This is a genomic window from Janthinobacterium sp. SUN033 (assembly GCF_030397595.1).
Taxonomy (GTDB): Bacteria; Pseudomonadota; Gammaproteobacteria; order Burkholderiales; family Burkholderiaceae_D; genus Janthinobacterium; species Janthinobacterium kumbetense.
In genome coordinates, this window is record NZ_JAPQNV010000002.1 from 162,378 (window position 1) to 187,160 (window position 24,783).

Here is a 24,783-nt window from a genome sequence, read left to right on the forward strand (position 1 = left end):
ATCAGCGCCGCTGGCGCGGACGGGGGCGATGGAGGGTGAAAGGCGCTGGGCCGTCAAGCTCAACGCTTTACTCCGCTTCAGATTCAATATTGAGATTGACGGCACGGGCCGGCACCACTGTCGAGATGGCATGCTTGTACACCATCTGTGTCACCGTATTGCGCAGCAATACGACATATTGATCGAACGATTCGATATGGCCCTGCAATTTAATGCCATTGACCAGGTAGATCGAGACAGGAACATGCTCTTTGCGTAATGCATTGAGGAATGGGTCTTGTAACAGTTGCCCTTTGTTGCTCATAACAGCTCCGTTGTTTATGTTGTTGTGTAAGAATTGGAGGCGACTCGCTTGATTTCAAGTGCTCTCACACCTTTCAAAGAAAGAAAGATGCGTCATAGCTACTGTAACCTGTTTTCGCGATCGCTGTCGCGCATGGCGCATTAACACTTTATTATTTCCGTGCAAAAGCCATTGAATTGGCTGTCGGCGCCGCATTATCTCCGCGGCGCCTTAATATGCACTTAATTTTACTTGCTTGGCGTGCGTGCGAACGGGTTTTTACCCGTGCGCAATTCGATACGCAGCGGCGTGCCGACCAGCGCAAACGTATCGCGGAAATGTTTTTCCAGATAGCGTTTGTAAGGATCGCCGACGGCGTCGAGCGCATTGCCGTGAATAACGATCACAGGCGGGTTCATGCCGCCCTGGTGGGCATAACGCAGCTTCGGACGAATCGAACCCTTGCGGCGCGGTTCCTGCTTCTCCACGGCCTCGATCAGGGCGCGCGTCAGCTTCGGCGTCGACAGGTCGCACATGGCGGCTGCGTACGCGGCGTTGAGCGATTTCATCAGCGGACCGATGTTGGTGCCCTTCAGTGCGGAAATGAAATGCATCTGCGCGAACGACAGGAAATCGAGCTTGCGGTCGATATCGATCTTGATTTCGTCGCGCTGGTGCGATTGCAAGCCATCCCATTTATTCACGGCCACGACCAGCGCGCGGCCCGATTCCAGGATAAAGCCGGCGATATGCGCATCCTGCTCGGAAATATCTTGCTGCGCGTCAAGCATCAGCACGACCACGTTGGCTTCGGAAATCGACTGCAGGGTTTTCACCACCGAGAATTTCTCGATCGCTTCAAACACCTTGCCGCGGCGGCGGATACCGGCCGTGTCGATCAAGGTGTATTGCTGGCCGTCGCGCTCGAACGGAATTTCGATCGAGTCGCGCGTCGTGCCCGGCATGTCGAAGGCGATCACGCGCTCTTCACCCAGCAGGGTGTTGATCAAGGTCGACTTGCCCACGTTCGGACGGCCGACGAGGGCGATCTTGATGCCGCGGTCGGTCTTTTCCAGCTCTTCAGGCTCATCCGGACGCTGCGCGAACGCCAGGTCCAGCATCACTTCGACGAGGTCGTTGACGCCGTCGCCGTGCGCCGACGATATCGCATACGGATCGCCCATGCCCAATTCATAGAATTCGGACACGACGGCCGTGTAGCGCATGCCTTCGCTTTTGTTGACCACCAGCAAGACCGGGCGACCGCTCTTACGCAGGAAGTCGACGATGGTCTTGTCATGCGGGGTCAGGCCCTGACGGCCGTCCACGATGAACACCACCACGTCGGCCTCGGCCACGGCCTGCTTGGTCTGCAGTGCCATCTGGTGCATGATGCCTTCCTTGGCGACGGGTTCGAACCCCCCCGTATCGATGACCAGGAAGGGACGTTCGCCGACACGGCCTTCGCCATAGTGACGATCGCGCGTCAACCCAGGCAAATCCGCCACCAGCGCATCACGCGAGCGGGTCAGACGATTGAATAAAGTCGATTTCCCAACATTGGGTCGACCTACTAGTGCAATTACCGGCTTCATTGTATTACTCGACCGCGAGAGCGGTCACTGTCCCTGATTGGGTTTGAAAAATCAAATTCGAACCGGCAACAACGGGAGCCGAAACAATCGGGCTACCGTCGGTGCTGACACGACCTATTAATGCGCCATCTTCCCGTGACAGGAAGTGGATATAACCTTGATAGTCGCCGACGGCGACGCTGCGGCCGTAGGAGGCCGGCGTCGACAGGCGGCGGCGCGCCAGCGCCTCATTCTTCCAGGCGCTCTGGCCGCCTTCGCGGCTGAACGCCACCACGGCGCCCTGGTCATCGGCAACAAACATGAAACGCTGGTCGATGGCCACGCCCACATCGGACGAGATCGGCTTGGTCCAGCGCGGCACGCCCGTGGCGGCATCGAAGCAGCCTGCCTTGCCCTGGTACGTGACGACGCACACTTCGCCTTCGAACGCCACCGGCGTGCCGGCGATGTCGGAGACGCGCTCCAGTTCGGTAGCGCCGCGCGGTTCGCTGACGACGATCTCCCAGCGTACCACACCGGTGGCCGCCGTCAGTGCCAGCAGCTTGCCGCCCGGCTGGGCCACGTAGATATTCGCGCCGCCCAGCACCATGCCCGGCGCATTGCGCAAGGTCAAGGCCGGCGTGGCGCGCTGCACCGTCCACTTGCGCTCGCCCGTCTTGGCGTCGAAGCCGACGATGCGGTTGTCCACGCTGCGCACCACGACCACGCCCTGCCCCACGACGGGCGCCGTCAATACTTCGCTGGACGCCTGCGCCTTCCACAGTTGCTTGCCATCGGCGTCGAACGCCAGTACGGCGCCCTTGGCGGCGCCCACGGCCACAAGCGCGCCATCGCTGCCGGCGCTCGAGGTGATGTCGCTGCCGGCCTTGATGCGCCACGTTTCACGGCCGCTGGCCGCATCCAGGCGCGCCAGCGCGCCATCGGCATTGACCACGTACAGGCTGTTGCCGGCCAGCGCAGGCGTAAACGCGTACACGCCGGCCTTGCCGATCGAATACTTCCAGGCGTCGCGCACGGCGATGCTCGATTTTAACTCGACCAGCTTGGCCGGTTCGACTTTCGGATCTTTCGAGGCGAACGGGTTCCAGGACGAGCAACCGGCCATCAGGGCCAACAGACTTGCAGCTACCAGCTTTTCAGTGACACGCATAAGTGTTATCCAACCTTTTTCTTGTACTTGTAAGGGCAAGGCCGGCGGCGCACAACGCCGCGCAGCCGCACCATCAGTGTTCCTGTCAGGCGGCAGCCTTGTCAGCCTTGGCCTTGTCTTCCGGTACCGTACCGCCGATCGCTTCCAGTTTGACCTGGATCAATTGACGGCCTGGATTGTTCTTGTCCGTCGCTGCCAGCGCGGCCAGGTAAGCCGTGCGTGCCTCGGCCAGCTTGTTTTGCGCCACCAGGACGTCGCCCTTGCGGTCGGCCACGGCGCCGGCAAATTGCGCCACGGAAGCCGTCGCCAGCACTTTCAGCGCTTCATCGTAGGCTTTTTCGTCCAGCAAGACGCCAGCCAGGCGCAGCTTGGCGATGGATTTGTACTCTTCCGTGCCATGCTCGGCCACCCATTGCAGCTGGGTCTTGGCCGTTTTCAGGTCATTCGCATCGAACGCCACCTTGGCAGCGGACAGGGCGCTCATCTGTGCATACGCCGTGCCGCTGAAGCGCGATTGCATGTCGCCAGCCGCGCGCATCACCTTGGCCGTGTCCTTGGCGGCGATGGCGTTTTGCAGTTCGTCGTACAGCTGGCCCGCTTGCGCAGCCTGCGTGCGCTGGTAGTACTGCCAGCCGGCCCAGCCGCTGTAGCCTGCCAGCGCCACGATCAGGACCCAGGAGGTCAGATTGCCATTGCGCTGCCACCAGGCCTTGAGGGTTGCCAGTTGTTCTTGTTCTTCGTGATCGTATGCCATGGGTCGTCAGTTTTAATGAGTAGTTGATCGAGGGTAGAACGGTATTGCGTCAAATCAATGGTGGTGATGCACGTGGCCGCCAGGACCGTGGTCATGGCCGCAATCGTGGTCGCCGATGATCTGGTCCACCACGTAGTCGACGACATCGTCGAACGGTACCGTGTTCTGTTGCGCACCGGCATCGGCTTCGCGCATGGCTTTCACCGTCGCGACGTTATTGGCGATTTCATCGTCGCCCATGATCACGGCAAACGCCGCGCCGCTGGCATCGGCTTTCTTCATTTGCGTCTTGAAGCTGCCGCCGCCGTTGCTCGCTGCGCAATGTAGCACAACGTCCAGGCCCGCATCGCGAATCCGCTCGGCCAGCACGAAGGCTTGCAAGCCTGCCTGCTCGCCCTGGTGCACCAGGTAGACGTCGCACTGGGCCGGGGCTTCCGGCTCGGCTGCATCCTTCATCAGCAGCACCAGGCGTTCGACGCCCATGCCAAAACCGACGGCGGGCGTCGATTTGCCGCCGAACATTTCCACCATGCCATCATAGCGGCCACCGGCGCAGACCGTGCCTTGCGCGCCCAGCTTGTCGCTGACCCACTCGAACACGGTGCGGTTGTAGTAGTCGAGGCCGCGCACCAGGCGTGGATTGATGGTGAACGGAATGTTGTTGTGATTCAAGATCTTCTGCACGCCGTGGAAGTGGGCCAGCGATTCCTCGCCCAGGTAGTCCAGCAGCTTCGGCGCGCCATTGACCAGGTCCTGCATCGCAGGGTTCTTGGTGTCGAGGATGCGCAGCGGATTGCTGTGCAGGCGGCGCTTGGCCTCTTCGTCGAGCAGCTCGCTGTGGCTTTCCAGGTAGGCGATCAGGTCGGCGCGGTGGCGCAGGCGCTCGGCCGCGTCGCCGATCGAGTTCAGTTCCAGGCGGATGCCTTCCAGGCCCAGATCATCCCACAGGCGACGCGACAGCATGATGATTTCCGCGTCGATATCCGGGCCCGTGAAGCCGATGGCTTCCACGCCGAACTGGTGAAACTGGCGGTAGCGGCCTTTTTGCGGGCGCTCGTGGCGGAACATCTGGCCCTTGTACCACAGGCGTTTCGGGCCTTCGTAGACCAGGTTGTGCTCGACCACGGCGCGCACCACGCCGGCCGTGCCTTCAGGGCGCAGGGTCAGGTTGTCGCCGTTCATCGAATCGGTGAACGAATACATTTCCTTTTCAACAATATCGGTCACGGCGCCGATGGCGCGCGCGAACAATTTCGTTTCTTCCACGATCGGCGTGCGGATTTGCTGGAAGCCATAGCTTTGCAGCACGGATTGCGCCGTATTTTCAAACAATTCCCACAGCGGGGCGTCGGCGGGCAGGATATCGTTCATGCCTTTGACTGCGGTGATCTTATCGGCTTTTTTATTTTCTGACATGGTATCTACTTTATTAGCTACGATTGCTGTTCAATTTTGGGCTTATTGAGGAGTATAGGCTTGCAAGCCTATACCGCTACGCTGGCGAGCGACATGTCGCTCGAAACCCCAGCTACGCCATAGTGACTCTTTACATAATTCAAGACGATGTCCTGGAATTCCTCGACGATGCGTTCGCCGCGCAGGGTGACGACTTTTTCGCCGTCGACAAACACGGGCGCGGCCGGCGACTCGCCCGTGCCGGGCAGGCTGATGCCGATGTTCGCATGCTTCGATTCGCCGGGACCGTTGACGATGCAGCCCATGACGGCCACGTTCATCGCTTCCACGCCCGGATACGACTTTTTCCATTCCGGCATCTGCTCACGCAGATACGTCTGGATGTTGTCGGCCAGCTCCTGGAAGGTGGTCGACGTCGTGCGGCCGCAACCGGGACAGGCGATCACCATGGGCGCGAACTTGCGCAAGCCCATGGTTTGCAAAATTTCCTGGCCGACGATGACTTCGCGCGTGCGGTCGCCGCCCGGTTCCGGGGTGAGCGAAATGCGGATGGTGTCGCCGATGCCCTCTTGCAACAGCACGGCCAGGGCCGCCGTCGACGCGACGATGCCCTTGCTGCCCATGCCCGCTTCCGTCAAGCCCAGGTGCAGCGGATAGTCGCAGCGCTGCGCCAGTTCGCGGTACACGGCAATCAGGTCCTGCACGCCAGAAACCTTGCACGACAAGATGATCTTATCGCGCGCCAGGCCCAGCTCTTCGGCGCGCACGGCGTTTTCAATGGCCGACGTCACCAGCGCTTCATACATGACGGCTTGCGCCGGCCACGGTTCGGCGCGGCCCGCGTTTTCATCCATGATGCGCGCCAGCAAGGCCTGGTCCAGGCTGCCCCAGTTCACGCCGATGCGCACCGGCTTATCGTAACGGCAAGCCGCTTCGATCATTTGCGCGAATTGCGTGTCGCGCTTGGCGCCCTTGCCCACGTTGCCCGGATTGATACGGTACTTCGACAGCGCGCGCGCGCAATCGGGGTAATCGTTGAGCAGGGTATGGCCGTTATAGTGAAAATCGCCCACCAGCGGCACGTCGATATCCATCTTGTCGAGCTGCTCGCGGATGTAGGGCACGGCCGCGGCCGCTTCCGGACGGTCCACCGTCAGGCGCACCAGTTCCGAACCGGCACGCGCCAGTTCCTTGATCTGGATCGCCGTGCCGATGGCGTCGGCCGTATCCGTGTTCGTCATCGACTGCACCACCACGGGGGCGTCGCCGCCCACCCAGATCTGGCGCTGGCCGTGCGCGATCAGCACCTTGCGGCTGTCGCGCCGGCCGGATGGACCGGAGCCGATCGCTGTTTTCGAGGTAGCCATAATATTATCTTCTGAGTTTGCTTGAACGATTACTGCAATTATTTGATGCTGACACGGGAAATCGTGCCGCCGGCAACGGTCGGCAAGTCCAGCTTGGCGCCGCGCAAAGTTGCCTGCACGACACCAGGCTTGCCCACCACCAAGGTAGCCGGACCCGTGATATCGAACGTTTCCGTGCTGCCCGCCTTGACCATGCGCGAAATCAGCGGCGAGGTGCCGGGACGGCGAATTTCCACCCAGGAATCTTGCTCCACCTTCAGCACCAGCACATTCGCGCCCACGGCAGCCGTCGGCGGCGTGACGGCGGCCGTGGCCGCTGGCGTCACGGCTGGCGTCACGGCTGGCGTCGTTGCCGGCGCAGCTGCTGGCGGCACGGCGGCGGCCGGCGCCGAAGCGATGGCGGAGGCCGGTGCGCCCGTCTGCGTATCGTTGCCTGGCGGCGGCGGCACGGAAATCAGGGGCACGGATGGCGACTGCACGGGCGTCAAATCCTGGCCCGGCTTGATCAGGGTCGTTTCCACGGGACCCACTTCCGCATGCGCCGTTTCTTTCTCGACATGCGCGGACAGCAGGCTGGTCGGCACATAGCCGAGCTTATAGGCGCCAAAGGCGGCCGCCACGACGACAGCCACGGCGCCGGCGATCCAGAGGGGAGTCTGGTTCGACGAACGCTGCGTCATCGACGGGAAGCGCGATTCGGAAAACGTGGCGGAAATCTCGCGCCGCACGGGCGCGGCCGGATCTTGCGCCGGCGCCGGATGGACTTCGATCATGGCCACCAGCGGCGCCGCGTCGAGGCGCACCACCTTGGCGTAGGCGCGCACGAAACCGCGCACCACGGCCACGTTCGGCAAAGCCGCCATGTCGCCCTCTTCCAGCGCGATCACCTGGCGCGGCGCCAGCTTGAGCTGGTCGGCCACCTGTTCCACCGGCCAGCCCAGCGCTTCGCGCTGCGCCTTCAACTGTGCGCCTGCCAACGCAAGATTGCCCTGGGGCTGCTGCTGAGGCGTTTCTGCCCACTCTGAATTCATTGGTATCCCTGTCTCACTCATCAAACGCCCCATTTTGATAAGCAGCATATTCGGGGGAGCTGGAATGGTGGTTGCGCAAATGCGCCCCCAGGCCAGCTTCCGCACCCGCATCCCCGAGCTTATGCTGCACCTTGATCCCGAGCCACAGCACATCGGCCGTCTGGCTCTCCATTGTTGCTATCCTGCCGAGCCGCTGCAAATAATAAGCCGCTTGCCGGTAGTCTTGCTGTTGGTAATACACGCGCACCAGGCCGGCGTTCGTCACTGCCACGTCCGGTGCGATGCGCACGGCGCGCATCAAATATGCGCCCGCACGCGGGTAATCGTTCAGGGCCAGGCTGCAAGCCCCCCCATTGTTGAGCGCTTTTTCCGGCGACACATACGCCGCATCGGCCAAGGCCGCATCGAAATACGCCAGCGATTGCGCGGCGCGTCCCGTCTGGCACAAAAACAGGCCGTAATTATTGCTCAACTCAGGATTGTGGGGCGCAAGGCGCAAAGCGTAAAGGAAATCTTTCTCAGCAGGCACAGTTTGCCGCTGGGCCGCGAGGATCAGGGCGCGCACGCCATAGGCTTGCGCATCGTCCGGCGCCAGTTGCACGGCTTGTTCCGCTTCCGCCAGGGCCACATCGAGCTGGCCTTGCGCATAATACGCGCTGGCCAGCTGCAAGCGCAGCGCGGCACGCTCCTGCGTACTCGCCAGCGCCTCCTGGCGCAAGGCGGCGCCCGCATCGACGGGAGCGGAAGCACAGCCGACCAGCAGCACGGCCAGGCAAACAGCGGCCACAGCGAGCGAGCGTTGGTAAGCCATGCCTTCCCTCATCAGGAGCGGATTTCCACGATCTTGCCGAAATTGGCGCCAAATTTTTGTTGATACTCAGTCATCTTTTCCATGCGTTCCTGCACCCGCGTGCGGTCCTTGACTTCGCCAGCCAGCTGGCCGCAGGCCGCATCGATATCGTCGCCGCGCGTCTTGCGCACGGTGGTGATGATGCCGCCATCCATCAGCACCTGGGCAAAGGCCTTGATGCGCGGGTTTTTCGAGCGGAACAGGCCCGACTCGGGGAAGGGATTGAACGGGATCAGGTTGAACTTGCAGTTCACGCCGAACTCGCGGTCTTGCACCAGCGCCAGCAGTTCGCGCGCGTGCTCGTCGCTGTCGTTGACGCCGTCCAGCATGCAGTATTCGAACGTGATGAAATCGCGCGGGGCGAATTCCAGGTAGCGCTTGCAGGCCGCCATCAATTCCTTCAGCGGGTATTTCTTGTTCAGTGGAATCAAACCGTCGCGCAAGGCATCGTTCGAGGCGTGCAGCGAGACGGCCAGGGCCACCGGCACTTCCTGCGACAGCTTGTCCATCATCGGCACCACGCCCGACGTCGACAGGGTCACGCGGCGGCGCGACAGGCCGTAAGCGTTGTCGTCGAGCATCAATTTCAAGGCCGTGACGGTCGGCTCAAAGTTCAGCAGGGGCTCGCCCATGCCCATCATCACCACGTTGGTGATCTGGCGCTCGCCTTTCGGGCCCGGTTCGATGCCCTTGGTGCGGCGCAATTCGAATTCGGCCATCCACAGCTGGCCGATGATTTCGCCAACGCTGAGGTTGCGGTTGAAGCCTTGCTTGCCCGTCGAGCAGAAACGGCAGTTCACGGCGCAGCCGGCCTGGGTCGAGATGCACAGGGTGCCGCGGTTTTCTTCCGGAATGAACACGGTTTCCACGGCATTGCCATTGCCTACGTCAACCAGCCACTTGCGCGTGCCATCCGTCGACGTATGGTCGCTGATGATGGCCGGGGCGCGCACTTCGGCACGCGTGGCCAGCTTGTCGCGCAGCGACTTGGCCAGGTCCGTCATGGCGTCGAAATCGGAAGCGCCGAACTGGTGTATCCAACGTTGCAATTGTTTCGCACGAAACGGTTTCTCTCCCAACTCGGCGCAGTAGGCGATGAGTTGCGCGGGATCAAGGTCCAGCAAGTTGGTGAGGGTCGTCGTATTCATGATCATGTCTATTCTAAAAATCCGTCCCCGCGCGCATCCGGAGCGAAAACTCCACAGCGCAGCGGGAACAGGGGGTGATAAGTTATTTCACAGATAACGCCAGGAAATAACGTTATCTAAGGCAATTAAGCCTTCAGTTCTGGGAAGAAGTAAGCGATTTCCACTTTAGCAGCTTCGACAGCGTCGGAACCGTGTACGGCGTTAGCGTCGATCGAATCGGCGAAATCGGCGCGGATCGTGCCTTTTTCTGCTTTCTTCGGATCGGTCGCGCCCATCAGGTCACGGTGGGCCAGAACGGCGTTTTCGCCTTCCAGGGCTTGGATCATGACTGGACCGGAAACCATGAAGTCGACCAGATCCTTGAAGAAGCCGCGTTCTTTGTGCGCTGCGTAGAAGCCTTCAGCTTGTTCGCGCGACAGTTGGGTCATGCGTGCTGCAACGATTTTCAGGCCAGCGTTTTCAAAACGGGAGTAGATTTGACCGATTACGTTTTTTGCAACTGCGTCTGGTTTGATGATCGACAGGGTGCGTTCGATTGCCATGTGTGAAAACTCCAATAAAAAGTAAGGTTTAAAACGGTAAATTGATAACTCAATCAACCTTTGATTTTACCATACTCCACCCCATATCACCCAGACAGGCAGGGGGCATCTTGCCGCCCTGCCCCCGTTTAATGAAATCTTAAGCTGCTTTTTTGGCAAATTCCGGCCCTCATGCTATCCTTGGGCAAAGCAGTAATTTGAATTGACAACACGGAGGCACTATGAATCAGAACATGCAACGCACCTTTGACCTGTCGGGGGGCATGCAGCAAGTCCGCCATCAGGTCTTGCGCAACACTTACTGGCTGCTGGCACTGTCCATGATCCCGACCGTGCTGGGCGCCTTCATCGGCGTGCAGATGCATTTGCCGATGCTGACCGGCGGCATGGGTTTCATCATCTTCATGGCCGTCGCATTCGGCTTCATGTACGCGATTGAAAAGACCAAGAACTCGGGCCTGGGCGTCGCCGTCCTGCTGGGCTTTACCTTCTTCATGGGCCTGATGCTCACGCCTATCCTGACGCGCACCCTGGGCTATTCGAACGGCGGCATGCTGATCATGACGGCATTCGGCGGCACGGCCACCATCCTGGCCGTGATGGCGACCATCGCCACGGTCTCGAAGCGCGACTTCTCGGCCATGGGCAAGTGGCTGTTCGCCGGCGTGATCGTGCTGATCCTGGCATCGGTGGCGAACATCTTCCTGGGCCTGTCGGCACTGTCGATCGTGATCTCCATGGTCGCCATCGCCATCTTCTCGGCTTACATCCTGTATGACGTGCAGCAAATCATCAACGGCGGCGAGACCAACTACATCTCGGCCACCCTGCGCATCTACCTGGACGTGTACAACATCTTCACCAGCCTGCTCTCCTTGCTGGGCTTCGCTGGCGGCAGCCGCGACTAAGCACTGCGCTTATGCGCATGAAAAATGAAAGCCGACCTTCGGGTCGGCTTTTTTACGTCTGTCGCATCTATTTGCCCTTTTCCGCCACCTCCAGCAGGCAGGCGCGGGCGCGGTCCAGGGTCGGGTTGTCGCGTTGGGCCGCATACACGGCGTAGGCGGAATGCGAGAACTCGGGCGCGTCGCGCACGCGAAACAGGAGGCCCGCATCGAGATAGGGTTGCGCGCTGCCGATACGGAAGTAACTGGCGCCGCCCACGTCGAGCAGATACACAAGCGCCAGCGGCCCCAGCGAGATCGAGATGGGCGGGCTGCTCAGCTCCGGATACGCAGCCTGGTGATTGGCGGCGAAACTGGGGCCCCAGTCCACGTACACATACGTATCGGCCTGCATCTCGCCGTCATCGCGCGTGGTCACCATCACCAGCTTTTCCTCGGCCAGCAATTCGCTGGCCAGGCCCGGACGCTGGGGCGGGTTGTACAGCACGGCCAGGTCGAGCGAGCCGTCGTGCACGGCGTCGAGCAGGCGCGCGGGACTGTCGACTTCCGCGCGCAAGGCGATCTCGGGGCAGTCGCGGCTCATGCGTATCAGCCAGTCGCCGAGCAACGGCTGCCACAAGCTCAACTCGCAGCCGATGCTGACGGCGTCGTCGCGCCCCGGCGGCAAGGCCACCTGGTGGCGCGCCCGCTCCCACACCTGCACCATGGTGGCCGCGTGGCGCATGAAGCGCTCGCCGGCCGGCGTCAGGCGCGCGCCCGCCTTGTTGCGCACGAACAATTGGCGCCCCAACTGCTGCTCCAGGGTACGGATGCGGGCGCTGACGGCCGTCTGCGTCACGTGCATGCGTTCGGCGGCCATGATGAAGCTGCCGCAGGAAGCCACTTCCAGGAAGGTACGCGCTTGATTGATATCCATCAATCCATCATATCAGTTGCCGCGCATCTCAACTGACACGCTCATAGCCGCCCAATACGCCCTGTTTCGACAAGACCCATTGCCACAGCTGCAAATCACGCGCGCGGAAGGCGCCCGCGCAGGACAGCAGATAGTATGACCACATGCGGTGGAAGCGCTCGCCCAACTGGGCGGCAAAGCGGGGCCACGCCTGCTCGAAATTCGCATGCCAGGCCATCAGGGTCTTGTCATAGTCGGCGCCGAAGTTGTGCAAGTCTTCGGCCACAAACAAATCGTCCATGGCGTCGCCGATCTGGCCCAGCGACGGCAAGTCGCCGTTCGGGAAGATGTATTTGTCGATCCACGGGTCGCAGGTGGAATGGCGCTTGTTCTTGCCGATCGTGTGCAGCAGGAACAGGCCATCGTCTTCCAGGCAGCGGTGCGCCACTTCCATGAAGGTGCGGTGGTTCTTGTGGCCCACGTGCTCGAACATGCCGATGCTGACGATGCGGTCGAATTTTTCATCGGTGTCGCGGTAATCCTGCAGGCGGAAGTCCAGGCGCTCGCCGCCCGGCATGCCGCGCGCATACGCGGCCTGCTCTTTCGAGATCGTCACACCCACGCACTGCACCTGGTATTTTTCCGCCGCATAGCGCATGAAACTGCCCCAGCCGCAGCCGATGTCGAGCACGCGCATGCCGGGTTCCAGCCCGAGCTTGCGGCAGATCAAATCGAGCTTCGCTTCCTGCGCCTCGGCCAGGTTGCCGGCATCCTTCCAGTAGCCGCACGTATAGGTCATGCGCGGATCGAGCATGGCCGCATAGAAGGCATTGCCCAGGTCATAGTGTTCCTTGCCCACCATCCAGGCGCGGCGCTCCGTCTGCAAGTTGAACAGGCGCGCGTACAGGGCGTGAAAGGCCAGGCGCATGGGGCGCACATCGTCGGCCACCCTGGCGCGCAGCAAATGGCAAAAGAATTCATCGAGCTGCTGCGCATCCCAGTCGCCGTCCATGTACGCTTCGCCCAGGCCCAGGTTGCCGCTGGCGAAGGCGCGCTCCGGCACGCCCGGTTTGCGCAGCTGCATGTCCCAGGCGGCGCGGCCATTCAAATGAATGTCGGCCTTCGCCAGCAATTCAGCCGCTTCGCGCGTCAGCCGCGTGTCCACGGTGATTTTCGGTGTTTGCTGCAACTGCATTGCTGCTTGTGTCGTGTGCTGCGTGTTCATGCCCTGCCGCCTCCAGATGGTTGTCGGTGCTGGCGCGCGCCGGCAAACCCCATCAGCGGCCCGGCGCCGCGCCAGCCATAAAATTATCCGCCCGCCATCGCCATCTGGATAATGAAACATCATGGTCATTCATATCAAAATAATTGCTGCAAAATGATTTGAATCAATTATTTTATGGAAATATTTTATACAAGTATGGCCCCGTAACGTGCAAAAAGCCGCCCGTAAGGCGGCTGTTCGCGGCAGGTTCGCGCCATGCGGCGCCACGATCAAAAGTCGTGATTCGATGGGTACTTGCTGTAAAAATCGTTGTCCCATCTGAAATTGGTAAACGCCACCGTCATCGATACGTCGAGCGCTTCGACGAAATGCCAGCAGCCGACGGGCAGGAACAGGATCTCGCCCGGCGCCAGCACGCATTCGCGCACTTGCACGTCGGCCATCAGCGGATAGCGCCGCAGGTCGATGTCGCGCCCGTCGACGGGCGTAAAGCAGTGGCGCTGGTTGTACACGCGCGCCACCTCGCAGGCGGCCATGATGCGTAGCCGCTTGCGCCCCTTGACCTGGGCCATGAAGTTGTTCGTCAGGTCGTGGTGGAACGGCGTCACCGTGCCGGCCGGGCCGAACCACAGGAAACCTGTAGGCCCGCCACCCTGCTCCAGGTATTCGGGCAGCTGGCCGATATCGTCCCACAGCTCGCGCAAGGCTTGGCGGTTCTGCGAATTGTTATTCGCCGTCATGTAGAAATCGTTGGTCGCGCCGCTGGTCTCGACCAGGCTGGCGTACTCGCCGAACGCCATCTTGCGCTTGTGCGCCACGCTGTTCATTTCATACTGGGCATCCGCTTCGCGGCCAAACTGCACTTCCACTTCGCGCTGCGCGTAATGCTCGCGGAAATACGCGGGACTCCATTTCGCTATGGCGGGCCAGTCATCCATCATGCCCGTGATGATGACGGGCTGGTTGGTGGAATAGTATTCGTCCAGGAATTCCTGCGCGGACAGCTTGTCGCGGCGGGGAATCTCGGGGGTGCGCAGGTGGTTCAGCTTGCGCTGGATGTCGATCACCCAGTCGCGCTTGGCCAGGCGGTTCGACAGGCGCACGGCGCCGGCCAGGTAGGGACTCTGCAGCGCCAGCTCGATTTCGCGGCGCGCCAGGGGCGCCGCGATGCCGGCCTGCTGCAGCACCGGCATCAGCGCCGACGGATGGCTGCCCAGCATGAGGTTTTCCGCGATCCAGCTGCGCCACTCGCGGCTCAGCTCCTGCTCCTGCTCCTGCTGCTGCTTCTGCTTGACTCCGAATGTCGATACCGCCGCCATCGCCCGCCTCCCGTGTTTTTATATGAATAAGCGGCCGGACAGCATGGCTATCCGGCCGCGTCTTACGCTACATCAACATTACCGCACTTTCCACACCTCGGTTGCCAGCACGCCATTCGCGTCGCCATCGAGTTCCCACGAGAACGCGCCGCGCAAGCCCTGGTCCTTGACGTATTTCACCTTGGTGCCGATGACGGTCGGATCGTCATAGCTCCACCACTGGCCGCCCGCCCCCGTGTACAGGTACAGCTGCTTGGTCACGGGATGGTAGTAGCGCGTGCCGGACTTGGCGACGAGGATTTTATAGTCCTCGATGCCTGACTCGTAGGTGCCCGGCGCCGTGCCCGTGGCCGCCTGGTACAGGCCATCGCCATTCGGTCCCGGCGCCACGCCCGTCCAGCCGCGGCCATAGAACGGTATGCCCAGCAGCAGCTTGTCGCGCGGCACGCCGGCGGCAATCATGTACTGCACCGCCTTGTCGCCCACGTATTCGCGCGCCATGCCTGTCGACGGATCGGCAGGGTCGGCAAACAGCTGGGCGTTGAAGTTGGTGCTGTTTTCCCAACCGCCGTGGAAGTCGTAGGTCATCAGGTTGATCCAATCCATGTACTGCGAGTACAGGGCCGGTTCCGTGTTGTCGATCTTGTCCTTGCCGGCACCGACAGCTGCCGTCAACAGGTAGCGCTTGCCGTTGGCGGCGCCGAGCGCATCGAGCTGGGCACGGAATTCCGCCATCAGCAAGGTGAAATTGCGCTTATCGTTCGGGCTGACCGTGTTGTACGGCTGGCCGCCGCCGACCGGATATTCCCAGTCGATGTCGATGCCGTCAAAGATATTCGCCGCCGCACCCACGCCGCCCCGGCCGCCCTGCACCGGCAGGTTGCCCTTGATGTAGATATCGATGCAGGAACGCACCATCTGCTTGCGCAGCGCATCCGTGGCGGAACCGACGGAGAAGTTCTTCGACCAGCTCCAGCCGCCCAGCGAGATGAACAGTTTCAAGTTCGGGTGGGCCGCCTTGAGCTTTCTCAACTGCAGGAAGTTGCCCGACAGGGGAGCATCCCACGGGATGGCCTGGCCATCGACGGTGCGCTTCGGCGTGCGGATATAGTCGGCCTCGGCATCGCCGCCCGTGCCCGCATCCGGCGAATTCGGATTCGTCGCGCCCGGCTCCGTCTTGGTGATCATGGCGCATTCATAGCCGCCGTTTTTCGGATAGATATTGCCGAAAGCGTAGTTGATGAAGGTCAACTTGTCGGCCACGCCGCTGGTATGCACGTTCGCCACTTCATAGTCGCGGCCATACACGCCCCATTGGGCGAAATAGGAACCGACTTCGCGGCCCGTTGGCGTTGGCGTTGGGGTCGGGGTCGGGGTCGGCGTCGGTGTTGGAGTAGGCGTTGGGGTCGGCGTCGGGGTCGGCGTCGGAGTAGGTGTCGGGGTTGGCGTCGGCGTGGTGCTGCAGATCTCCAGGCTGGTCCATGGCTTGCCCGTGCCGGCGGCGCCGCTGCTGGTCGACGGATTATCGCCCTGCGTCCAGTAGTTGGCGCGGTAATTCGTGCCCGCATAGCTGACGGTGGCGCCCGCGCTGTAGGCCGTGCCGGCCACCCACGCCAGCGCGCACGTGCCGCCGGTTGGCGTTGGCGTCGGGGTGGGCGTTGGATTTGGCGTAGGCGCCGGTGTCGGCGTGGGCGTGGGCGTCGGGGTCGGTGTCGGCGTAGGAGTTGGCGTGGTGCCGCCATCGCACGTGCCGCCGGCGCTCCACAGGCTCGGCGTGGAAACGGGGTTCCAACCCGAGCCGACGTGATCGGTCTGCGTCACCAGGGCCGTGTAGTTGGCGCCCAGGTAGGTGACCACCGTGCCCGCGTTATACGTGCCGCCCTCTTGCCACAGCACGCACGCGACCACCGTGCTGGCCGCCAGCAATTGCGAACCGGCCGGCGCGCCGGCGTCACCGCCGCCGCCGCAGGCCGCCAGCACGCCACCGCTGGCCAGACATACCATCATGTTCCTGATCGTTTTCTTGAGTATTAAATTTTCCACGTTGTCTCCTGTTCAGGTTTGCGGAAATACCACTCTGCTTCAATGAAAAAGCTACCCTGTGATTTTGTTTTTTGCAGTTGCAAGAACAGCATGCTGCTGAAAAAATAGGCGGTCAAGTGGTTTTGAAGTGGCCTCAAAGTGGGCAATACCACTTTACGCAGAAAGCATCACGGCGGAGACGGACGGCGCGTTGTCCTACTGGACAAGCAAAAAAACGGCAGAGGAAGGATGAAAAAAGACGCTGGATCAGGAAAAGACAGACCAGTTTTATAACACGCTGTAAGTGGTATTGCTGTGGAGTCAGGAGAAAAGGCAGAATTTGTGCAAGCGCCCTGAATAGCCTCGGTGCGCCTGAAAAACGTTCAGAGCAAGGCGCCTTGCCGAAGACAGTACGAATAGTACGGCTAGGCAAGGCAACGCAGCTATGGACGTTTTATCAGGTGTGCCCTCAGATCAAATCAAACACCGCCATCGATTCCACGTGCGAAGTATGCGGGAACATGTTCACCACGCCCGCCTTGCTCAGCACATAACCGGCTTCCAGCGCCAGGATGCCGGCGTCGCGCGCCAGGGTGGACGGGCTGCACGACACATACACGATGCGTTTCGGCAGCAGGTCCGGACGCACTTGCGACAGGCCGACCAGCGCCTGGCACAGGGCCATGGCGCCATCGCGCGGCGGGTCGACGAGGATGCGGTCGAACTTGCCCAGCGCGATCAGGTCGTCCGTCGTCACTTCGAACAGGTTGCGCGTGGAGAACGAGGTTTTTTCCGCCAGGCCATTGGCCAGCGCGTTTTCCAGCGCCCGCTCCGTCAGGGTGGTGCTGCCTTCGATGCCCACCACTTCGCTGCCTTGCGTGGCCAGCGGCAAGGTGAAATTGCCCAGGCCGCAGAACAGGTCGGCCACGCGGTCCGTCGGCTGCACTTCCAGCAGGCGCAAGGCTTTCGACACCAGCACGCGGTTGATGTGGTGGTTCACCTGGGTAAAATCGACGGGCTTGAACGGCATCTTGACGCCGAATTCCGGCAGCAGGTAGTGCAATTGCTTGTCCAGCGGATAGAACGGCACGGCCGTTTCCGGGCCTTTCACCTGCAGCCACCATTGCACGCCGTATTCGTCGGCAAAGGCCTTCAATTTCGTTTCGTCATCCGCCGTCAAGGGCGCCATGATTCGCAAGACCATGGCGGTGACGTCTTCGCCCACGGCCAGCTCGATCTGCGGCATCTGGTCGAAGATGGACAGCGAAGCAATCAATCCACGCAGCGGCAGCAGCATGGCGGAGATGTGCGGCGGCAAGATTTCACAGCTATCCATGTCGGCCACGAACGCCGATTTCTTTTCATGGAAGCCCACCAGCACGGCGTCTTTCTTCTTGACGTGGCGCACGGACAGGCGCGCGCGGTAGCGGTAACCCCACGTCGGGCCATACATCGGGCGCATGATGCTTTGCGGACGCACTTTGCCGATATGCCACAAGTTGTCTTCCAGCACGCGCTGCTTGATCGCCACCTGCGCCGACGGCTCCAGGTGCTGCATCGAGCAGCCGCCGCAATTGTCGAAATGCTTGCATTTGGGCGTCACGCGCATCGACGATTCGCGGTGCAGCGCCGTCATGCGGGCCATTTCCCAGTTCTTCTTTTTCTTGAACGTCACAAAGCTGACGCGCTCGCCCGGCAACGCGCCTTCGACAAACACGACCTTGCCCGGCGAGCCGTCTTCGTTCTCAATATGGCCAACGCCACGGGCGTCCATGTCGAGCGATTTGATTTCGATGATATTTTCTTGCATAGCGATCAATAGGTAAGAGTGGGCCAGGACGCAGGGCCGCGCTGGAACTTGAAAGAATGGGGGAAAGGTCAGGCGCCGCGAGCGGGGCGTATGATAGCAGATCGCGACAGGCAAAAGCCGCTCAAGCCCGCACCGGGCAGCAAGCCTGAGAAAATGCGCAGGGCAAGGCGCGTGGCCGAAGACAGTACGCCAGTACGGCGAGGCCATGCAACGCCGCCATGGGCGTTTTATCAGACTTGCTACAGTAGGGAGTCGCGCACGACGCCGCGTGCGGCCATAGCCCGTTTGAGCTTGATCAAGGCTTCTTGCTGGATCTGGCGCACCCGCTCGCGCGTCACGCCCATTTCCTCGGCCAGGGTTTCCAGGGTGGCGGGGTCGTCGTTGTCGAGGCCGAAACGGCGCATGATGACGACGCGCTGCTTGTCGGGCAGCTTGGTCAGCCAGTCGCGCACCAGCACCGTCATTTCATGGTGTTCCGCGCGCGCGTCGGGGCTGTCTTCGCTGGCGCCGGGCAACATGTCCATCAGCGACGATTGCGGGTCGTTGTCGAGCGGTGCGTCGAGCGAGGTGGCGTGCTCGGACAGGGCCAGGATATCCTGCACCTCTTCCACGGGACGGCCCACCAGGTGGGCGATGTCTTCCGCGGTGGCATCCTTGCCATCGTGGTGCTGGGCTTCCAGGTGGTACTTGCCGCGCAGAATTTGATTCAGTTCGCGCACCATGTGCACGGGCAGGCGCACCGTGCGCGCCTGGTTCATGATGGCGCGCTCGATGCTCTGGCGTATCCACCAGGTGGCGTAGGTAGAGAAACGGAAACCGCGCTCGGGCTCGAACTTGTCGATGGCCCGCATCAGGCCGATGTTGCCTTCCTCTATCATGTCGAGCAAGACCACGCCGCGGTTGATGTAATGCTTGGCGATCGACACGACCAGGCGCAGGTTGTGCTCGATCATGGTTTGCCGGGCTTCGAAATTGCCCTGCTTGGCGAGGGTGGCGTAGTGCACCTCTTGCGCCGCCGTCAGCAGGGGCCGCGTGCCGATCTGGTTCAGATAGTGCTGGGTGGTATCGGTCGACAGCTCGGCCGCCAGCACTTTTTTCAATTCATCGACACTTTCGACCAGCACGCTGACGCTGGCCACCTCGCCGCCTTCGCCCGCGTCGACGGCATCGATGCCGTCAAGTTCGCCGGCATCGTCCGTCACGACTTCGTCTGCCCCGTCTTCCGGCAGTTCCGGGTCATCGTCCAGCTGGTCGTGCGGCGCGTGTGTCATTGCTTTACCTAACGGTTAGGCAGGAATTTCGAAGGGTCGACAGGCTTGCCCTGCTGGCGAATTTCAAAGTGCAGCTTCACGCGGTCGGCATCGGAATCGCCCATTTCGGCGATGGCCTGGCCTTTGTTGACGTTCTGCCCTTCCTTCACCAGGATGCTGCGGTTATGCGCATACGCCGACAATAAACTATTACTGTGCTTCACGATGACAAGATTACCATAACCACGGATTCCGCTCCCGGCATACATGACTTTTCCCGCACCGGCGGCCACCACTTGCTGGCCCGCCTTGCCGGCGATATCGACGCCCTTGTTCTTGCCTTCGTCGAAAGTACCGATGACCTTGCCTTCGGAAGGCCACATCCAGCTGATCTTGTCGTCGCCAGGCGCCGATGCCGCAGGGGCTGCCGCGGCGGCGGCCGGTGCGGCGGCGACGGCTGCCGCCGGGGCTGGCGCAGGCTTGGCGTCGCCCGTGCCGCCATCGGCGCGCAATTCGGCCAGGGTGGCGTCGGAATATGCGCGCTTCTCGCCGCGCGGCCCCGTTTTCTTCGGCACGACAGGCGCGGCCGGCTTGACTTCCGTCGCTGGCGGCATGACGATGGCCGACGTTTGCGCGCCGCCCGTGTCGCCATTCGGCGGCAACACGCGCAGCACCTGGTCGACCTTGATGTCGTTCGGGTTGCTCAAGTCATTCCAGGCCACCAGGTCGCGGTAATTCTGCCCGTGCTCGAGGGCGATGCGCAACAGGGTGTCGCCACGCTTGACCGTGTAATAGGCCGGGTCGCGGTCGCGCGGATCGCTGGCGGCAGCGCTGCTGCTCGAGGGGTGGCGCTCGACGACGGGCGCCTGGACGCCCGTCGTGCCGCAACCGCTCAACAGCGCGGCCAAGGTGATGCTACATAGAAGTATGTTACTTTTCTTAATCATTCGCATGTAATTGTATGTCCTGCTTGCTAGCTGATCCGGGGATCATATGGTGCCCGGGCGCAAAGGTACGAAATGGCAATCTTCCAGGGTCTGGCTAGTCCATTCCATTTTCCCCACCCGGGTAATGAGTTGTAAGTGTTGCAATTTAGCCCCCACCGGCGCAACCAGACGCCCGCCGGGCGCCAGCTGTTCCAGCAGGGCTTGCGGGACTTCCAGGCCGGCTGCGGCAAGGATGATCCCGTCGAAGGGCGCCGCCTGCGGCAGGCCAAGCATACCATCTCCGTACTGCAAGCGCAGATTCGACACGCGCAGCGGACGCAAATTCGCCTTCGCCAGCTCGTGCAGGGGCCGGATGCGCTCGATCGAATACACCTCTTTCGCCACCAGCGATAGCACCGCCGCCTGGTAACCGCAGCCCGTGCCGATTTCCAGCACGCGCTGCAACGCCCCGCCCTGGCGCATCACTTCGATCATGCGCGCCACGATGTACGGCTGCGAGATGGTCTGGTGGTGGCCGATGGGCAGCGAGGCGTCGATATACGCCTGCGACGCCAGCGCCTCGTCCATGAACATGTGGCGCGGCACGGCTTGCATGGCGTCCAGCACCACCTGGTCCTTGACGCCCTGTTTCGCGATGCGCGCCACCATGGCACGGCGCACGGCCTCCGAAACGAGCGGGTTTTGCCGCGGCGGCGACACCGCCGCCGGCTGCGCCCGCTCATTGGCGATGGCCTGGGCCCGCGACGGGGCGATGGCCGCGTGCGCGCCATACGGCTGCGCCACGCCCCGCGCCGCGTTTTGCGCCGCATTCTGCGTGGCCGTCTGCGGCGTGGCGATCCTGGACTGGGCCAGCGACTGTCCCCCGCCCTGCCTGGCGGGCTTGCCGGCCAGCGAATCGAGGGACAGGGGGAAGGTGCGCGGCTTATCGGTCATGGTTGTCGGTCATCGTGAGCGGTCATGCCAGGCCTTTTGCCAGTGCATCGAGTTGGGTGGTATGGGTCAGGTCGATCTGCAGCGGCGTGATCGATACTTGCCCATGTTCAACGGCATGGAAGTCCGTGCCCGGACCGCCTTCCTTGGCGGCGCCGGCGGGGCCGATCCAGAAGATTTCACGGCCGCGGGGGTCGAGCGCGCGGATCACGGGCTCGGCCGAATGGCGCTTGCCCAGGCGCGTGGCCACCACGCCTTGCATTTGCTCGTAAGGAATAGCCGGGATGTTCACGTTCAGCAGATACGGTTTCTGCAGGGCGTCAAACTGGCGCTCGACGATTTCCCTCGCCACGCGGGCGGCCGCGTCCAGGTTGGCCCAGCCGAACTGCGACTGGGAAAAGGCGATGGCAGGAATGCCGAACAGAAAACCTTCCGTGGCGGCGGCCACGGTGCCCGAATACAGGGTGTCGTCGCCCATGTTGGGGCCGTTGTTGATGCCCGAGACCACTAGGTCGGGGCGCTCGATCAGCATGCCCGTCAGCGCCACGTGCACGCAGTCGGTGGGCGTGCCGTTGACAAAATAAAAGCCGTTGGCGGCCTTGTGCACGGACAAGGGCCGGTCCAGGGACAGCGAATTGGAAGCGCCCGAACGGTTGCTGTCGGGCGCCACCACGACGATGTCGGCAATGGGGGCGAGCGCGTCGACCAGGGCCGCCAGGCCAGGCGCCAGGTAGCCGTCGTCGTTACTGATAAGAATTCTCATAACGAGATTTTACCTGAAGCAATGCCAACACTGCGCGTACCGCACGCCGATAGACTGCATTATTTGTGCCGCCGCGCGGACATGGCGCGCCGCATCAGCGCTGCTCGATGCGCGCCTCGGACAGCGCCCCTTCCAGCGCCTGCACTTCATCCTCCTGCAAGGCCAGCAAGGCATTCAAATCGCCTTGCAATTTATACATTCTTTTCAGCTGCGCCATGCCGCGCCTGCGCAGCTTGCCAGGCACGCCCGGACGCAGCAGGCAAGACTTCAAATGTTCGGCCAGTTCGCCCGCCTGCGCATACTGTTCGCGCTCGATCATGCCTTGCAGCATAGAAATCATGCTGGCCAGGGTCTCCGGCTCGGCCCCTTCGTGCCCGTTGGCGCGGCCGGCCAGGATGGTTTCCTGCAAATGCCGCGCGCCGTCCAGCACGCTGTCCGCATGTCCCGTGACGGGTGCGTTCAAGAGCCGGTCACTGCCGCTGAGCACGGCGTCTTCCAGCAGGCGCGCCGCCGCGCTGTCGCCCTGCTGCTGCAAGGTGCCGGCCAGTTGCGTCTTGCTGTGCAAGGTATCGAGGTGGTCTTCGCCCAGCAGGCGCGCATGCACTTCCAGCACCTGCTCCTGCACGCTGCGCGCCGCATCGAGTTCACCGCGCCGCAGCAGCGCCTCGGCCAGCTTGCGCTGGCTCATCAGGGTTTCCGGATGATCGAGCCCGTGCGTGCGCTCGCGCGCCGCCACCTGGTCTTCATGCAACTGGCGCGCGCCGGCCCAGTCGCCCTGCCCGGCGACGATGTCGGCCAGCAAATCGCGCGTGGCCAGGGTGGCCGCATGGTCGCTGCCCAGGCGCCGCTCCTGCGCCTGCAGCACGGCAGCGAACAGGCGCCGCGCGCCTTCCAGGTCGCCTTCGCGCCCCAGCGCCTGCGCCAGGGCCAGCTTGCTGCGCAAGGTATCGCCATGCTCGGCGCCAAACAAGCGCTCGCGCCCCGCCACCACCGTGGCCAGCACTTGCTGCGCCTGTGCCAGCCGGCCCATGCGCAGCAAGGTGGCGGCGCGGCCATCCATTGCTTCCAGGGTCAGCGGATGCTCGCCGCCCAGCTGGCGCGCGTAGCTTGCCAGCACCGTGTCCTGCAGCAGCAGCGCCGCCGCCAGCTCCCCCTGCAGCAACAGGGTTTTCGCCAGGCAGGCCCGGGCGGCCAGGGTGTCGGGATGTTCGCTGCCCAGCACCCGTTCGCGCACGTCGAGCACGTCCTCTTCCAGGAAGCGGGCTTCCTCGAGCTTGCCCAGCTGGCGCAACAGGCGCGCCATGCCGCTCTTGCACGCCAGGCTGTCGGGATGTTCCTCGCCCAGCAGGCGCACGCGGATCTCGACGCTCTGGCGGAAGGCATCGAGCGCCTGCCCGCTGCGCCCATCCTTGCGGTACAGCTCGCCCAGGCGCGCCAGGTCGCGCGCCAGCGGCAGGGCCACGGCGCGGCCCGGTTCGGCCTGCAAGGCCTGGCGCGCTTCGCTGATGGCGCCCAGCAAGGCGATTTCACGGCTCGATTGCCATGGGAAGTAGCCGCCCGTCAGCCAGTGCAAAAAGGCTTCGAAGGTGCGCGTGAGGGAAAAGCGGTCGCCGCCCTGGTCTATGCGCACGGCCAATTGCTCGCCATAGGCAAAGGTTTTCGTCTGCTGCAGCTGGACTTCGTCGAAATAACTGTCGAGGGCGATCTGCGGCAAGCCGTACGACGTACGCAGCAGGCGCTCGAACATGGGCTGGAAGCCGGCGATGCCCTTGTGCGCATCGCCGCGGCGCCACTCGGCGCGCTGCGCCCCGTCGCCCATTTCTATGCGCGAGGGCAAGGGGTACACGAGCAGCGGTCGCTGTTCGTCTTCATGGCTGCGGCGGTACTCGATGGCCCGCGTGACGAGCGCGTCGACGCCTTCCAGGCTTTGCCGGTTCGGCGTGAAGACCACCACCAGCTTTTTCGGCAGCAAGGTGGTGCAGATGCCGGCGCTGTCCGTGCGGCCCGTGCGCGAATCGACCAGCACGTAACGGAAATGCTGGGCCAGGGTATCGGCGAAGCAGCGGAACAGGGCCGGACAACTGTCGAACAGCTGATCCCAGCGCATCTGCGCCAGGCGCTCGCTGTAGCTGGCGTCGAAGCGCCCCGCGCGCATCAGGTACAGCGGACTGCCCTGGTCGACGCGCACCACGTACTGCTGCCAGTCGATGGCGTCGAGCACGCGCTGGGCCAGCGCCGCGTCCTCGCGCCCCCCATCTTCCCGCCCCCTGGCCTGCGCGCCGGCGCGCGCGCCCGCCGTTTCCAGGCTGATGCGTTCGAGCTGCTGGCGGCACGCCTCGAAGAACTCGAGCACGCCCGGTCGCTCCTCGTGCTGTTCGAAATAATGGTGCAGGCCCGGCGCTTCCATGTCCCAGTCCAGCATCAGCACGGGCACGCTGGCGTTTTCGCGGCGCGCCAGCAGCACGGCGATGTTCGACAGGGCCATGGTGCGGCCGGTACCGCCCTTGTAGGAGTAGAAGGTGACGACTTCGCCAGGGGCGCTCAAAGGCGGCAGGGAGAGGCGTTGGCATTCCATGACAGG

General features: G+C 62.5%; 21 protein-coding genes. 1 reads left to right on the forward strand and 20 read right to left on the reverse strand.

Annotation, left to right across the window (positions count from 1 at the left end; translation table 11 throughout):
- Positions 1 to 67: 67 nt before the first annotated feature.
- The 10 genes from hfq to ndk form a co-directional block, all read right to left on the reverse strand.
- A complete protein-coding gene (gene hfq / locus OX460_RS09375) occupies positions 68 to 304 on the reverse strand; it encodes an RNA chaperone Hfq (protein WP_008450615.1) in 237 nt (78 codons plus the stop codon).
- Between the two features lie 227 nt (positions 305 to 531).
- Complete coding sequence (gene der / locus OX460_RS09380) at positions 532 to 1,878, reverse strand: ribosome biogenesis GTPase Der (protein WP_070221915.1); 1,347 nt, start codon at positions 1,876 to 1,878, stop codon at positions 532 to 534.
- A gap of 4 nt (positions 1,879 to 1,882) precedes the next feature.
- Entirely contained in the window at positions 1,883 to 3,028 is a 1,146-nt protein-coding gene (gene bamB / locus OX460_RS09385) for an outer membrane protein assembly factor BamB (protein ID WP_251350511.1), read from the reverse strand.
- A gap of 85 nt (positions 3,029 to 3,113) precedes the next feature.
- Complete coding sequence (locus tag OX460_RS09390; protein ID WP_099667088.1) at positions 3,114 to 3,782, reverse strand: tetratricopeptide repeat protein; 669 nt, start codon at positions 3,780 to 3,782, stop codon at positions 3,114 to 3,116.
- Between the two features lie 54 nt (positions 3,783 to 3,836).
- Entirely contained in the window at positions 3,837 to 5,198 is a 1,362-nt protein-coding gene (gene hisS / locus OX460_RS09395) for a histidine--tRNA ligase (RefSeq protein ID WP_251350510.1), read from the reverse strand.
- Positions 5,199 to 5,266: 68 nt separating this feature from the next.
- On the reverse strand, positions 5,267 to 6,565 hold the full coding sequence (gene ispG, locus OX460_RS09400; protein ID WP_251350508.1) for a flavodoxin-dependent (E)-4-hydroxy-3-methylbut-2-enyl-diphosphate synthase: 1,299 nt from the start codon (positions 6,563 to 6,565) through the stop codon (positions 5,267 to 5,269).
- A gap of 38 nt (positions 6,566 to 6,603) precedes the next feature.
- The gene (locus OX460_RS09405; protein WP_354669821.1) at positions 6,604 to 7,542 is read right to left on the reverse strand and encodes a helix-turn-helix domain-containing protein; all 939 of its coding nucleotides are present in this window, start codon (positions 7,540 to 7,542) and stop codon (positions 6,604 to 6,606) included.
- Positions 7,543 to 7,609: 67 nt separating this feature from the next.
- Positions 7,610 to 8,407: a type IV pilus biogenesis/stability protein PilW gene (gene pilW, locus OX460_RS09410; RefSeq protein WP_251350506.1), complete on the reverse strand. Its 798-nt coding sequence runs from the start codon at positions 8,405 to 8,407 to the stop codon at positions 7,610 to 7,612.
- 11 nt (positions 8,408 to 8,418) lie between these two features.
- Positions 8,419 to 9,594: a 23S rRNA (adenine(2503)-C(2))-methyltransferase RlmN gene (rlmN, locus tag OX460_RS09415; RefSeq protein WP_034752035.1), complete on the reverse strand. Its 1,176-nt coding sequence runs from the start codon at positions 9,592 to 9,594 to the stop codon at positions 8,419 to 8,421.
- Positions 9,595 to 9,719: 125 nt separating this feature from the next.
- Positions 9,720 to 10,136 carry a nucleoside-diphosphate kinase gene (gene ndk / locus OX460_RS09420; protein ID WP_034752036.1) on the reverse strand — a complete coding sequence of 139 codons (417 nt, stop codon included), beginning with the start codon at positions 10,134 to 10,136 and terminating at the stop codon, positions 9,720 to 9,722.
- A gap of 221 nt (positions 10,137 to 10,357) precedes the next feature.
- Here ndk and OX460_RS09425 point away from each other — a divergent pair, with 221 nt between their 5' ends.
- Positions 10,358 to 11,044 carry a Bax inhibitor-1/YccA family protein gene (locus tag OX460_RS09425; RefSeq protein WP_034752039.1) on the forward strand — a complete coding sequence of 229 codons (687 nt, stop codon included), beginning with the start codon at positions 10,358 to 10,360 and terminating at the stop codon, positions 11,042 to 11,044.
- Positions 11,045 to 11,111: 67 nt separating this feature from the next.
- On the opposite strand, the gene OX460_RS09430 is transcribed toward OX460_RS09425, so the two are convergent.
- From OX460_RS09430 to OX460_RS09475, 10 genes are all read right to left on the reverse strand, one after another.
- A complete protein-coding gene (locus tag OX460_RS09430; protein WP_289898507.1) occupies positions 11,112 to 11,957 on the reverse strand; it encodes a LysR family transcriptional regulator in 846 nt (281 codons plus the stop codon).
- 28 nt (positions 11,958 to 11,985) lie between these two features.
- A complete protein-coding gene (gene cfa, locus OX460_RS09435) occupies positions 11,986 to 13,131 on the reverse strand; it encodes a cyclopropane fatty acyl phospholipid synthase (protein ID WP_099667083.1) in 1,146 nt (381 codons plus the stop codon).
- Positions 13,132 to 13,430: 299 nt separating this feature from the next.
- On the reverse strand, positions 13,431 to 14,480 hold the full coding sequence (locus OX460_RS09440) for a cupin-like domain-containing protein (RefSeq protein WP_289898508.1): 1,050 nt from the start codon (positions 14,478 to 14,480) through the stop codon (positions 13,431 to 13,433).
- 78 nt (positions 14,481 to 14,558) lie between these two features.
- Positions 14,559 to 16,523 (reverse strand): glycosyl hydrolase family 18 protein, encoded by a 1,965-nt coding sequence (locus OX460_RS09445; RefSeq protein WP_289898509.1) that lies wholly within the window; start codon positions 16,521 to 16,523, stop codon positions 14,559 to 14,561.
- Positions 16,524 to 16,971: 448 nt separating this feature from the next.
- Entirely contained in the window at positions 16,972 to 18,312 is a 1,341-nt protein-coding gene (rlmD, locus tag OX460_RS09450; protein ID WP_099667081.1) for a 23S rRNA (uracil(1939)-C(5))-methyltransferase RlmD, read from the reverse strand.
- Positions 18,313 to 18,551: 239 nt separating this feature from the next.
- Entirely contained in the window at positions 18,552 to 19,583 is a 1,032-nt protein-coding gene (rpoS, locus tag OX460_RS09455; RefSeq protein WP_077407335.1) for an RNA polymerase sigma factor RpoS, read from the reverse strand.
- An 8-nt stretch (positions 19,584 to 19,591) separates the two neighbouring features.
- Positions 19,592 to 20,509, reverse strand: coding sequence for a peptidoglycan DD-metalloendopeptidase family protein (locus OX460_RS09460; RefSeq protein WP_077407338.1), 918 nt, complete (start codon positions 20,507 to 20,509; stop codon positions 19,592 to 19,594).
- Positions 20,510 to 20,551: 42 nt separating this feature from the next.
- Positions 20,552 to 21,442: a protein-L-isoaspartate(D-aspartate) O-methyltransferase gene (locus OX460_RS09465; RefSeq protein ID WP_289898510.1), complete on the reverse strand. Its 891-nt coding sequence runs from the start codon at positions 21,440 to 21,442 to the stop codon at positions 20,552 to 20,554.
- Between the two features lie 22 nt (positions 21,443 to 21,464).
- Positions 21,465 to 22,202 (reverse strand): 5'/3'-nucleotidase SurE, encoded by a 738-nt coding sequence (surE, locus tag OX460_RS09470; RefSeq protein WP_289898511.1) that lies wholly within the window; start codon positions 22,200 to 22,202, stop codon positions 21,465 to 21,467.
- Between the two features lie 94 nt (positions 22,203 to 22,296).
- Positions 22,297 to 24,777 (reverse strand): tetratricopeptide repeat protein, encoded by a 2,481-nt coding sequence (locus OX460_RS09475; RefSeq protein WP_289898512.1) that lies wholly within the window; start codon positions 24,775 to 24,777, stop codon positions 22,297 to 22,299.
- Positions 24,778 to 24,783: the final 6 nt, after the last annotated feature.